14 protein-coding genes and 1 pseudogene are annotated in these 12,361 nt (G+C 39.1%); 8 read left to right on the top strand and 7 right to left on the bottom strand.

Translation table 11 applies throughout. The annotated features are described in order from the left end of the window. Positions 1-56 precede the first annotated feature (56 nt). On the bottom strand, positions 57-1,658 hold the full coding sequence (locus A0J48_RS24185; protein ID WP_200327138.1) for a SpoIID/LytB domain-containing protein: 1,602 nt from the start codon (positions 1,656-1,658) through the stop codon (positions 57-59). A 181-nt stretch (positions 1,659-1,839) separates the two neighbouring features. On the opposite strand from A0J48_RS24185, the pseudogene A0J48_RS27250 reads away from it, so the two are divergent. The 3 genes and pseudogenes from A0J48_RS27250 to A0J48_RS24175 form a co-directional block, all read left to right on the top strand. Then, positions 1,840-2,100: pseudogene (locus tag A0J48_RS27250) on the top strand (Dps family protein); the annotation flags it as partial. Between the two features lie 187 nt (positions 2,101-2,287). Next, the gene (grpE, locus tag A0J48_RS24180; RefSeq protein WP_200327140.1) at positions 2,288-2,968 is read left to right on the top strand and encodes a nucleotide exchange factor GrpE; all 681 of its coding nucleotides are present in this window, start codon (positions 2,288-2,290) and stop codon (positions 2,966-2,968) included. Positions 2,969-3,373: 405 nt separating this feature from the next. Then, the gene (locus tag A0J48_RS24175) at positions 3,374-3,700 is read left to right on the top strand and encodes an STAS domain-containing protein (protein ID WP_200327137.1); all 327 of its coding nucleotides are present in this window, start codon (positions 3,374-3,376) and stop codon (positions 3,698-3,700) included. On the opposite strand, the gene A0J48_RS24170 is transcribed toward A0J48_RS24175, so the two are convergent. The 4 genes from A0J48_RS24170 to A0J48_RS24155 form a co-directional block, all read right to left on the bottom strand. Then, positions 3,697-4,833, bottom strand: a complete 1,137-nt coding sequence (locus A0J48_RS24170; RefSeq protein ID WP_200327136.1) for a PP2C family protein-serine/threonine phosphatase — start codon at positions 4,831-4,833, stop codon at positions 3,697-3,699. The genes A0J48_RS24175 and A0J48_RS24170 overlap by 4 nt on opposite strands. 268 nt (positions 4,834-5,101) lie before the next feature. After that, complete coding sequence (locus A0J48_RS24165; protein ID WP_200327135.1) at positions 5,102-5,869, bottom strand: DUF1350 family protein; 768 nt, start codon at positions 5,867-5,869, stop codon at positions 5,102-5,104. Positions 5,870-6,299: 430 nt separating this feature from the next. Then, a complete protein-coding gene (locus A0J48_RS24160; protein ID WP_200327134.1) occupies positions 6,300-7,019 on the bottom strand; it encodes a hypothetical protein in 720 nt (239 codons plus the stop codon). A 298-nt stretch (positions 7,020-7,317) separates the two neighbouring features. Next, positions 7,318-7,710, bottom strand: coding sequence for a hypothetical protein (locus tag A0J48_RS24155; protein ID WP_200327133.1), 393 nt, complete (start codon positions 7,708-7,710; stop codon positions 7,318-7,320). Positions 7,711-8,060: 350 nt separating this feature from the next. On the opposite strand from A0J48_RS24155, the gene A0J48_RS24150 reads away from it, so the two are divergent. The 5 genes from A0J48_RS24150 (at position 8,061) to A0J48_RS24130 (ending at position 11,186) form a co-directional block, all read left to right on the top strand. Beyond that, the gene (locus A0J48_RS24150) at positions 8,061-8,354 is read left to right on the top strand and encodes a hypothetical protein (protein WP_200327132.1); all 294 of its coding nucleotides are present in this window, start codon (positions 8,061-8,063) and stop codon (positions 8,352-8,354) included. 158 nt (positions 8,355-8,512) lie between these two features. Further along, on the top strand, positions 8,513-8,869 hold the full coding sequence (locus A0J48_RS24145; protein WP_200327131.1) for a YtxH domain-containing protein: 357 nt from the start codon (positions 8,513-8,515) through the stop codon (positions 8,867-8,869). Between the two features lie 11 nt (positions 8,870-8,880). Then, positions 8,881-9,417: a DUF948 domain-containing protein gene (locus A0J48_RS24140; protein ID WP_200327130.1), complete on the top strand. Its 537-nt coding sequence runs from the start codon at positions 8,881-8,883 to the stop codon at positions 9,415-9,417. Between the two features lie 144 nt (positions 9,418-9,561). After that, positions 9,562-10,371, top strand: a complete 810-nt coding sequence (locus A0J48_RS24135) for a TPM domain-containing protein (RefSeq protein WP_200327129.1) — start codon at positions 9,562-9,564, stop codon at positions 10,369-10,371. Positions 10,372-10,556: 185 nt separating this feature from the next. Next, the gene (locus A0J48_RS24130) at positions 10,557-11,186 is read left to right on the top strand and encodes a precorrin-8X methylmutase (protein WP_200327139.1); all 630 of its coding nucleotides are present in this window, start codon (positions 10,557-10,559) and stop codon (positions 11,184-11,186) included. Between the two features lie 97 nt (positions 11,187-11,283). Here the strand turns inward: A0J48_RS24130 and A0J48_RS24125 are convergent, their stop codons facing one another. Further along, a complete protein-coding gene (locus A0J48_RS24125) occupies positions 11,284-11,475 on the bottom strand; it encodes a hypothetical protein (RefSeq protein ID WP_200327128.1) in 192 nt (63 codons plus the stop codon). Positions 11,476-11,487: 12 nt separating this feature from the next. Then, complete coding sequence (locus A0J48_RS24120; RefSeq protein ID WP_200327127.1) at positions 11,488-12,195, bottom strand: phosphate ABC transporter permease; 708 nt, start codon at positions 12,193-12,195, stop codon at positions 11,488-11,490. Positions 12,196-12,361: the final 166 nt, after the last annotated feature.

Raw genomic sequence — 12,361 nt, 5'->3', positions numbered from 1 at the left:
GGGTGCAGGGGGCAGGGAGAAAATTAGTAATTACGAATTACGAATTACGAATTACGCTAATTATTCAAGAATGGCTGAATATCGTTACTGAGGAGTTGAAGTTGAGTACCTGGATAATAGAACTGAAGAATTTTGGCACTTGACCAACCAAGCTTGGCTAAATTCTGAGCGCCAGTTTGACTCAAGCCTACTCCATGTCCTAGTCCACCACCTATAAAGGCATATCCCCACACATTGGGTTGACCTTTGTTGACAGGTTGTAAGTAAAACAGTGTGCTGCGGGGAGCCGCAAAGGCACTGCGAACTTCATCTTTATGTAAAGTAAAAACACCAATATCAGTTTTGACAGCTAGATCCAAAATTCTGCCACTTTCGCTGCGTTTGGTGACAGCTATGGCTTGAATGGTTTTAAATTTGCTATATGGACTTTTTTTCACGCGCAGAAATTTCTGCAAGTCCTTGGTGATGTCTTCTAGGCTGGTTTGTTTGTGCCAACGGAAAACATCCCAGGTACTTTCATTAAATCCTTTTTCCAAATTAATAAACTTCCGGAAGTTATTTTCGTCTGCTAAACTTTTTTGAGATAAGTTCCAGATATTTACAGGCGCATCTATGACTGGCCGCAAATAAGGACGATCTTCTCCATTCCAAACATCGCTAAAGGATGCCGTAACTCCGCCTGTTGTAGAAGAATAGAGTGCGTCTACTATTTCGTTATTATAAGTTAGTACCATGCCCCTGGTAGCGGCGATCGCTCGATCTGTTGTCTTCGCCACTCCATTGAGTCCATCATAAACTTGACAGTGTGTATCAGCACATAATTGGTAATCATCAATCGCAAATCTACGTACATTTCTCAGAGCATAGGTACGGGCGATCACTGCCTGAGCTTCTAGGGATGCTTTTGGTGCAGTCGTGCCAATTTCATAAGGTAGAACTCCACGCAGATATGTTTCTAAAGGCACTTGATTAACTAAGGAGTAAGTACCGTAGGCATTGGGTTGCAGGTTCATCTTTCCGGCATAAAGACGAGTATTTCCCGTTTTTTCGCCTTGATTGACTTTAATCAGGTTTTTACCTGTGCTTATTTCTAAATAATTCTGGCTATATCGCTTACCTTTGATTTCCCAACTCACTCGCGGTACTTGTTTGAGAATTTGGGTATCTAGATAGGGCAGTTTTTGTCCTGATTTTTGTATGCTTTGTAACAACAATCGTCGTAACAAAGGTGTGCTGTAAACATCTCGTTTCGCCCATACTTGCCAGCGTTCGGGTTGGGCTATTTCCACCTCTATACCCTGAGAACGCCAATTTCTGGCACTGTCTTCGGCAGTTTCAAAGGTACGGAAATCTCCCAAAACCACTACCTCCTGTACTTTCGGTTGAGGTAAGGTTTCCATAACAGTTTCTAGTTGGATGGGGTTGGCAGTGACTAAGTTTTGCTGCTGATTGCCTACTGTCCATTTTAACTGCAAGCGATCGCCTTTAGTTGGTATCAATTGTAGCTTTGCTGTGGGTGTCGCCCCAAATCGCTGGATAATCCCAATTTTGAGTTCCACATCTTGGTTATTGTTCACAGGACTTGATGCCGCAGTCAGTCCCAATAAGCAAAAAGTTGTCAGTATTTTGTAGGCAGAACGCCAAAAAAAAATGTTCATGAAAACTCGATTTTGCTCCCACAGTGAGGCTTCGGGGCAGATTCTGGTTTGGATCGGTTTTTTGTATTATATAAGCATTTATATTATATCACTATCTGCTTCATATTTGATAATTGCAAAATAAAGTCATAATGAGTATGAGTTAGCTAGGGATAGAAAACAAATGGTAAAAATTCAGTTACTAGCCCTAGCTGTGGATTTAATTGCTAAATGAATTAGGGACTTTGGTTATCCTGCATCGGGAACTTACAGCGAATACGCCAAACTAAGTTCAATTCCGGAAACTCCTGGAGTTCCCAAAGCCAAGGAAATGATCCAATTCTTAGTAGAAGGACGATCTATCTTCCCATTGGTAGATGAAGTTAATGACGAACCTAGTGCAGACTTATTAACTCAACGGATACAGGTTCATGAAAAGACTGCTTGGATGTTGAGAAGTTTATCAATGAAGATAATTAACAATTACCTCTCCCTAGAAGTGAGAGGATTGGGGAATAGGAACTGTTTGATTTTTTCTCCTTGAAAGGAGAGGTTTAAAACCGGGAATGAAACAATTGTCAATTGTCAATTATCAATTATCAATTGAAAATGGGGTATAATAGGTAACAGTGCTTTACGCCCCATATTTTATGCCCGATGATGATTTCACCCAAAAGTTGCAAAATTTAATGCAATGTGTAGGTATTTCGAGTTTTAAATCCCTAAGTGCTGCTGCTGGCGTTTCCGAGCGCCAAATCTTGAATTTGCGTCTGGGAAAGCTTGAGCAGATGCGAGTAGAGGTGTTGCTGAAGCTGGCAAAAATATTACAGATATCACTGAGTGAATTAGTAGCAGCTTTTTCTGCTCAGAGTTCTGATCAAGCCGTGTTGAGTTCAGTCTTCAATTCTCAACATTCAAATAATGAGACAAAATTTTTACCAGAAATTGTTGATTTCAGAAGAGAGTACGAGCGACTCTTGCTGATGCTGGAACAACAACGAGAAGTATTACAGCAAGAGTTTCAGCAGTCAAGTTTGCAAATTTTGGAGTCTTTATTGCTGTTCTGGCCGACCGCAGCCCAAAAAGCCAGAGAAAATCCCCAGCTTGAGGCTGTGAAAATACTACCTTTGGTGCAGAAGCCTCTTGATCAATTATTGCAGGCTTGGGGAGTGGAAGCGATCGCCTCTGTGGGCGCAGAAATACCTTATAATCCCCAATTACACGAATTATTGACGGAAACAGCACAACCAGGCGAAATGGTAAAAGTGTGTTATATTGGATACCGTCAGGGTGAAAAGCTGCTTTATCGAGCTAAGGTGAATCGTCTCTAAGTAACGAGTATCGAGTGCTGTCAAGCCCGTAGCGAGTTAAGAGTATGCTTGATGCCAAGCAGCGCACGTCAGTTAGAAAAGGACTTTTAACTCTCTCACCTGTCACCTGTCACCAATTTCCTGCTATAAATCATTTACACACACTTTTTGTTCCCTATTGCCCATTAAGATTTACAAACTAATTTACAAATTAAAGAGGAATACTATAACTGAAAACTATAATTTATAAGTTCAAATTTAACCATTTTCTGTAAATTGTTTATTGGCTAATTTGTAATTAGCTAATCATATTTTTATTATCAAAACTTTATCTATTTTCAATAATATTTTTTTTATAATTTTCCTAGAGTTGGTATATACTAGCTACAAGAGAACATCATTGATATCAATCAGAGTAACCTAATTATGAATCAACAGGTGAAAGTTCTTACACTTAAAAAAAATTTAAACGCTGACACCTCACCAGAATTTAAGCGTGCTATTGACCAAATTCTGGAAAGTGGAGCGGAGATTGTGTTAGTTGATTGTCAACATATCACGTTTCTAGATAGCTCTGGTTTAGGATCTCTAGTCCTAGCTTTCAAAACTCTACGAAATGCCGGTACTAAGATGGTTCTCTGTTCAGTTAATGAACAAGTGAGAATAATATTTGAATTGACTAGTATGAACGAGATATTTGAAATCTTTCCTAGCCGAGATGCGTTTAATCAGATTTTGCTCACCAAAAATTAATCAAACTTAATTTGTAGAATAGATAAATCATCATCAAAGGCTTCTTTGGAGTTTAAATTGACTAAATAATTCAGGATATGATCAAGTTGGTAGTCAACCGAATGCTGTAAGCTAACTAGTAACTGAATAAATCCCTCCAAACTCCAAAGAGAGCCGTCTGATTTAGTGATTTCATAAGCACCATCGCTAAATATGTAAAGACTACTAAATTCTTCAATCCTACAAGTTTCATCCACATATTTTGCTTCAGGAAACATACCAACTGGCATCCCAGGAGTTTTCAAGAGTTTTATTTCTATAGTAGCGGGAGATTTTCCTGATACTAATATAGCTGGTGGATGTCCAGCACTTGCATAAGTTAAATGCCGATTAATTCGATTATAAACACCATACCAAATAGTAAAATATTTATCATTTTGATAATTCATTTGAAAAGTATCATTTAAAGCGGTTAAAACCTGACTTGGTTGATAATAATTAAGGCCTTTTAGCGCACGGGAACGAAGCAGATTGAGTACAGAAACAGAGGGAAGAGTTGCTCTGAGTCCATGACCCGCAGTATCTAATAGATAAATTGCTAGATAATCAGAATCAAGCCAATAATAATCAAAGCAATCACCTCCCAATTGTCGAGAGGGAATAAATCGAGAATTAATACTTAGAGGTGTAGAAGTAGGTAAAGGCAGCAGGGATTTTACATATTCTGCTGCTTCTGCTAATTCTGTTTCTAATAATAGTTTTTGGGTTTGTAAATCTCGATTTAACTGATGTAGACGTAATCCCGCTCTGACTCTGGCTTGGAGTTCATTTTGTTCTATAGGTTTGGAGATAAAATCATCAGCACCCGCATCTAGTCCCTTGACACGATCTGCTATAGAATCCAAGGAAGTTAATAAAATAAAGAATGTGGTGGATAAATTAGGATCTTTTTTCACGCGATCGCAGACTTCTAACCCAGTTAATCCAGGCATGATCCAGTCACAAATAATTAGAGCAGGAGGACAAGCAAGCGCCTGTAAAATGCCTTCTTGTCCATTACTAGCAGTAATTACTTGATAACCTTGTTTTTCTAACATCCTTTTCAGGAGTATTTGTATTGAATAGTCATCATCAATTACTAAAATTTGAAACATAATAAATGGCGCACACAATCAATATTCTATACAGAAATAGAAATATACAGTAGCAGTCTGTAGTTAAGAGAATAGTCAATAGGATAGGGAACTGAAAGTATTTGTAAATGATTGAGGATTGCTACAGCATATTGCAGATAAATAAGGTACAAATTTTTATGACAAAGCCTTGCACCAAAATGGTTTTACTGCTGACTGCTGAAAGCTGCTGTATATAAACAACATATTTTCAATTAAGTCTGGAATTGCTCACCTGTTTTAGCAAAAATTATGATGATGCCAGAGGATTTAGCCATAAAAGCATGACTTTTTTCAACTGGTTTAAATCCCGATATACTTCTTGCTTAAACCTTTTTCCTAACGCATCTAAGGGAGTAAAAGAATTTCCTGGTTGCCAATTAATATCTTGACCCAATGGTGTAGTATGGCTTCCAGATAAGGTTTGTATTGCCACCATGTCTGGAAAGCGATTTTGTAATATTTTGGTTAAAATTGCTGATTGATCCAAATTATCATTACTAAATTTTATTAATAAATTCCGGCGGATGTGATAACTTTCTTGCACAAGCTGGTTAGTTTCCAAGGGTGTGGGAGTAAACTCAATTGCCAAAGTAGAGTTTAATTGTTCTACTAGGGGGATGGCATCCTTAGCTGTATAGTTGTTAAAGGAGATGAGAATATTCCCTCCTCGTTCCACTTTGAAAAGGCTACCAATCAATAAATGAAGTTTGCAACCCATACTGTGGCCAACACCATAGATTGGCAAGTAAAGCTTGCGTAACTCCCCCGTATCCCGTAAACGTTCTAGGGTGCGTTCAAAGTTCAGGAGTACAGATTGAGCGATCCCGCTATGATCTAAAGTGTTGACAAAAGGAGTAGCAATAATTACATACCCTTGAGCAGCTAATTGCTCTAGCAACCACCGATAAGTCAGGTGGGGTGCAGTAGCGACAAATGCACCCCCCAAAAAATGGATGATACCGATGGGTTTGGAGGGAATAATGACCCAGTTGCCTCTGATTTCTTTCCAGTTCATGGTGCAATTGCTTGATTCATGTTCTTTAATATTACTCTGTTCCTGCTGGAAGATTACCCATAATTTTTAACAGTGTGTAATATTCTAAAAATATAAATATAATGTCAGCTTAACCCAACAACTGTACAGTTGCATACTAACCTAAATTTATAGGTGGAGAATACCAAGTACCATAATACAAGAATGTAAGAATTCAGGAGTCAAGAGTCAGAATGCTTATGAAATGAGGAATAGAGACAAGTGATATTTTCTAAAAATCATCATAACTTACTTGAAAAGCCTTTATTCTCCTGACTTAGAGTATTTTCTATCCTGAATCCTTACACAAGAACAAACCTCACAAAAGTGGGAAAATACAGGAGCTAGTCTTGCAGGAGAAAGAAAAATTCTGAAAACTATTGCCCAATAAATGATGACTGGAGATTTGGTTTTAACTTTGACTTTGTAACCTTCTCATTTCATACTGCACATCTAAAGCAATTTGCAAATCTTCATTTAAAAATCGAACATGTTCAGTTGCTTGTTCAGTAACTTGCATGGATGTTAAAGCAGCTAAATTATTCATGAATAAGTCAGAATTAGTTACAATAAAATTTTTATTTTCTCGTAAAATTCTTTCTGTTTTTAATGCCCTTATTAAGTCCAATTTAGTAAGTTTTAGAGCTTCAATAACTCTTGTTCTTTGCTTGATACCTACTTCTAGATTACCAGCTTCTTCTATCTGATCATTAATTTTGATAGCCTGAATCACAGCATTGTATCTCTGCACATCATTGAGTAAAATTTGCAAAGAATTCGTCATATTCTTTTTGAGAAACTTACTTTTAATTCTCCAAACTATATATAATATGGTTTGAATAACTCCACCAATCCAAGCACTAAATAAAATTAATAATATCCAAGATGGTATGGTGATTTTAATTCCTAATATTTTGATGATAATATCAAACAAGAGATATGCCAATACAAAAGTAGAACAGCAGATAAAAACTACAGTAGCTCCCTCAGTACCTTGCACTTTTGTAATTATGTATTTCACCAGTTGATGCAGCGAAGTGGTAATGAGAAATAATTCATTATTAACAGGTAAATTGGTCAATTGTTCTAACTGCTGATGACTAATTTCCAAGCCCTCTAAATCATCCAGCACAGATTCCCAAGCCTCATCAGAATAGTAGTTTACTCTAATATAGCAATCAAATCTTGGTAATGCTAATTAGCAGAGTATTTTACCAAAACTTTATCTAATTTAGATAAATAATTGATTTTTGACAAGTTAGGAAACAGGGAGCAGGGCAAAATCAATTAAAATTTAAAAAAATAGAGTCCAGGGAATGACCTATGCAGGGGAAACGCAAGCTATAGCCATATTCCTCACTCGGTACGGGCTAAACACCCTACTATCGCTTTAAGCGCAGCCATGGCCGCAGGGCTGGAGGGGACACTACTTACTTGCTCATTACAAGAGTGAATACATAAAACCCAGCAACAATAAACATAAAAAGGATAGTAGCAGGATAGACTATTACATCCCTGACAATAAATAATATCCAATCTTTTCTCAGATCTTGTTTAAATTTTAATTCTCTTAACTTGCGTTCAAGTTCCCTATCTTCGTGAGTAGGGAAATTAACGATACCATTGGTATATATATCATCAACTATTTCTGCGGTAGTCCTTGTGTCTTCCTCAGTAGCAAAAGTTTCAGTAAAACTTGGTAATTGATGATTTATCTGAGTTGCAACATCTGAGAAATGATCATGATTTAGGTTTTTTATTTCTTTTTTAATCTCCTTGGTGACAATTTTGAGTATTAATGCTTCTAAACTTTTATTAGCCATTTATTTTGAAGTTCAATTTTTTCAAGCATGATGATTTTAATGTAGTTCAAGCAAATGCCAAACAACTGAAATTGATGCTACAACGTAAACATTCAGCTAATGCCTGACGGCACGCTACGCGTTAACGGAGTTCCTCTGAACGAGGCACAGTGGTCAGCAGTCAGCTTTTTAAAGGTTATAGCAATTCAATAAAAGAATGCGACAGATGCGTAGGTCGGGTTGAACAAAGCGAAACCCAATTTCCACAAAGTTTTGAAGCGGAGGGTCTCGTACCTCAATCCAACCTATATTTGTAACAATCATTTTTAAAATTGGTATTACGCCAAAAATCACGTTAGGTCATAGTCAAAATGGTAACTCTAGTTGTCCTGATTAACATTTTCATTTCCTTGATACTTCTTTATGCAGCTCGACAAGTATGGCAACTTAAGCAAAAACTAGGAATCATAGCAGATAGGTTAAACAGCTATGAACAAGCTACCCATGCTCTTTTGTCTACAGCACAAGCAAATATTTATACACAAAAACAGCAAATCAGTAAATTGCGGCAAAACAATGACAACCTGAAACTGCAAATCCAACAAGTGCAGCAGATTATAAATCTAATATTACTGAGCAGAAAAATTTGGCAGCAGTATCTATAAAAATAGTCCTTAATCACCCAATCAATGAAAGCAACTTGATAGACATATATTGTTATATTGTCAGCAGAGCTTGACTAGATAAAATCCTCTCACTCTTGCCAGAAAATAAAACCCACCTAAAATGGGTGCTGATACTGTAATAGAGATAAACAATAAAAATGTCTAATAATCGTTCTGGAGTATTTATTGGCGGCTTGATGTTGGGAGCTACGATTGGGGCTTTGACTGGCTTGCTGGCTGCTCCCCGCACAGGGCGGGAAACTCGTAAACTTTTGAAAAAATCTGCTGATGCCTTACCAGAATTGGCAGAAGATATATCAACAAGTGTACAAATTCAAGCAGATCGGCTTTCTGCCAACGCATTGCGAAACTGGGATGATACCCTAGAGAGACTGCGGATAGCGATCGCTGCTGGAGTAGATGCTACTCAACGCGAAAGTCAAGCCCTCAAACGGGCAAACCCTGCGGCTCCCGAAAACAAAGATTCTCAAAACCAGAATCTAGAACGTTCATAAATACCATAACCGTGATTGACCCTCTGTTTTGGCTGGGACTATCCATCCTCTTAGTCGCTGCTAGTTTGACTGCTGTTTTAGTAGCGGCTATACCCGCTTTGCAGGAGTTAGCACGTGCCTCTCGCAGTGCCGAAAAGTTCTTTGATACTCTCTCACGAGAGTTACCACCAACTCTTAACGCCATCCGCAATACCAGTTTAGAAATAACAGACTTAACTGATGATGTGAGTGAAGGTGTCAAAAGTGCTGGTCAAGTCGTTAAACAAGTAGATCAAAGTCTGGATAACGCCAGAAAACAAGCTCAAAATATTCAAGTCAGCACACGCAGCATCTTAGTGGGTGTCAAAGCTGCGTGGAAAAGCTTCACCCGCCCAAAACCTAATAGGCGAATCCTTGAACGTTTGCCCATGAATGATCAGCCACAGCTAACTTTGCGAGAGCGAGAAATACCTATTCCAGAAAATAGACGTACAGAATCTAAAACCTACCGCAACAACAATGGTTACAGTGAAGCTGTGAATTGGGACAATGATTTTGATGATGAATAGGTGACAGGTGACAGGTGACAGGTGACAGGTGACTAATGACTAAGATTAGAGTAAAGTAAACAAGTGTAAAGAAGTATCACTTTTCTCGTACTCTTTTAAAACAACTTGTTCAATTCTGCCGTTAATATTTGTATAAAAAATTCCATGCAGCTTAGTTTTTGGCGAAAAATTTTAGTATCCATCGCGGTATTTTGCTTTGCAGGATCAATTTGGGCGATACATTCTCCATCAGCCCTAGCTTATGAAAACCCAGACTTACTACCTGACACATTTACCCCTGTTGTTGATTTAGCTAAAACTCTCCCTGACCCTCAAGAAGAAAAGCTAGTTAAAGATTTAGAACAGTTTGAAACTGATACTGGTTGGAAATTGCGAGTATTAACCCAGTATGACCGCACTCCGGGTAGAGCAGTGATCAAATATTGGGGTTTGGATGACAAAAGTATTCTTTTGGTTGCAGATGCCCGTGGTGGTAATATTCTCAGCTTTAGTGTGGGTGATGCAGTTTATGAACTTTTACCCCGCACATTCTGGATTGAACTACAGACTCGTTTTGGCAACTTGTACTTTGTGCGCGAACAAGGAGAAGACCAAGCCATCCTGCAAGCTTTAGATTCAGTAAAAGGCTGTTTACTCAAAGGTGGTTGTAATGTCGTTCCTGGACTACCTAGGGAACAGTGGATACTCACCCTCATTACCTCAGCTATTGGTGGAATCATTTGTGGTTTTGCCGCTCAACCCCGTAATGATAAACAAGTTTTTGCTTGGCAATGGGCGTTAATTTTCTCGCCGTTGTGGGGAATATTGTTTATTGCTTTCGGTATTGCTCCGGTTATAACTCGTACAAGCGACTGGGTGCCACTGGTTCGCAATATCTCGGCTTTTTTGATTGGGGTGATAGTAGCCTATTTATCTCCTGTTTTCAGTCGTCCTTCTTCCACTACAGAATCTTGAGCCGTTTATTAGTTGTTATTGGGCATGGGGCATTGGGCAAGATCAAGTCAAAAGTCAAAAGTCAAAAGTCAAAATTAAACAACTCTTTTCTCCCCTGCTCCCCCTGCCTCCCCTGCTCCCCCTATTCCCTGTTCCCTGCCTTCTGATGATAAGCTGAAAGCTGATATGTGAGAAGCTTAACAGCAATGGAATGGCACGTAACTGATGCTCAAAGCTTGGCAATCATTGATAGTGAAATTGGCGATCATGTCTTTTCACCAGCAGAGTATGAGATAGTCCGGCGAGTAATATACGCCACATCTGATTTTGAATATAAATCTTTGATCCGGTTTTCGGAACACGCTTTACAAGCAGGAGCAGCAGCACTGGCAGCACGTACTACTATTGTTGTAGATGTGCCAATGGTGCAAGTTGGTATTGCTTATGATATTCAAAACACCTTTGCTAACCCGGTGTATTGCAGTATGGAAGCTTTGACTCGTCCACAAAAAGAAAAAACTCGCGCTGCTTGGGGAATTGAAACTCTCGCCAAGCGTTATCCAGAGGGTATTTTTGTGGTTGGTCAAGCCCAAACTGCCCTGACTGCTCTTGTAGACTTAATTGAAACTGAAGAAATCAGACCCGCTTTGATCATTGCTACACCAGCAGGATTTGTCAATGTGGATTCTGATAAAGAACGGTTGCAAGAATCTTTAGTCCCTTATATTACTATTGATAGTCGCAAGGGTAATGCAGTTGTGGCAGCTGCTATTGTTGATGGCTTGGTTGATTTAGCTTGGCAAGCCTATGGTCAAGATAGGAATGGGGTCAGTTAGATTTAGGGTGTAGGGTGTAGGGTGTAGGGTGTAGGGTGTAGGGAGGCAGGGGAGGCAGGGGAGGCAGGGGAGGCAGGGAGCAGGGAGCAGGGGAAAATTACTTCTTTCTTCTTCTTCCTGAACTCCTGAACTCCTGAACTCCTGAACTCCTGAAGTGCGAAGCGTGGCGCAAGCCATACTCCTGAACTCCTGAAGTGCGAAGCGTGGCGCAAGCCATACTCCTGAAGTGCGAAGCGTGGCGTAAGCCATACTCCTGAACTCCTGAAGTGCGAAGCGTGGCGTAAGCCATACTCCTGAACTCCTAATAATCATCATCGTCTCTGTATTCTTGTGGTGCTGGACGACTACGGCGACGGGGTTTTTGCTGTTGGTTTTCTCGTAAGCGAAGACTGACTTCATTAAATAAATCCTGTCGCACTAATGGATAGTCACTGACCCATAAGTTACGACTGGGGATGTAGATGTTGCTAAATTCTTCGATGCTACTTAAATCTGGGCGATTTGACATAACTACCATTTCTGCGACTTGACCACGAGCGATCGCTTTGTGAGTAGGACGCAATGGGGCATCAAATTCGATACTAAATCCTGTATCATCGCCCAGTTCTAAATTAATCCGTTTTTCGCGGTTTTCAATAATTACTAACTCGCCTTTATTGTTGACGGTTTCTTGTTTGCCAATTAACTTTTCTGTAATCCACCAATCTAATACCCGTCCGCGAAAAAAGCCGCTGTACTTGTAGCGGCGGCATTTTACATTGCGGATACTAGCTTGAAATACGGGATACCACAACCAAAAAAAAGCACCAAATACCCCAAAGACAAAAACTAGCCCAAAATCTAACCTAAAAAAGCTTTTGATCAGAAAAATCACAACTACAGTCACTACGGAAATTAATACCCGTTGTAAAAAGTTGTTGAACTTTCCCCAGTAGTATTTATATTGTGGACCACTGGCAATCAGGGGAATGATTTGTTCAAATTTTTGACGAGTCAGTGGAACAAGCATATTAATTAATTGATAATTGACAATTGATAATTGATAATTGTTTCATTCCAGTTTTAAAACCTCCCCTTTTAGATTTTGGATTTTGGATTGTAAGAATCGCAAATGGGTGAATTTATGTTGTTCTGAAAATCAGAATAAATTTTTATTTTACCCCTGCCCCCTGCCC

The sequence above is a fragment of the Sphaerospermopsis aphanizomenoides BCCUSP55 genome, assembly GCF_001586785.1.
Lineage (GTDB): Bacteria > Cyanobacteriota > Cyanobacteriia > Cyanobacteriales > Nostocaceae > Sphaerospermopsis_A > Sphaerospermopsis_A aphanizomenoides_A.
The sequence above is the reverse complement of the archived record's forward strand: the minus strand, read 5'-3'. Positions and strand labels throughout refer to the sequence as shown.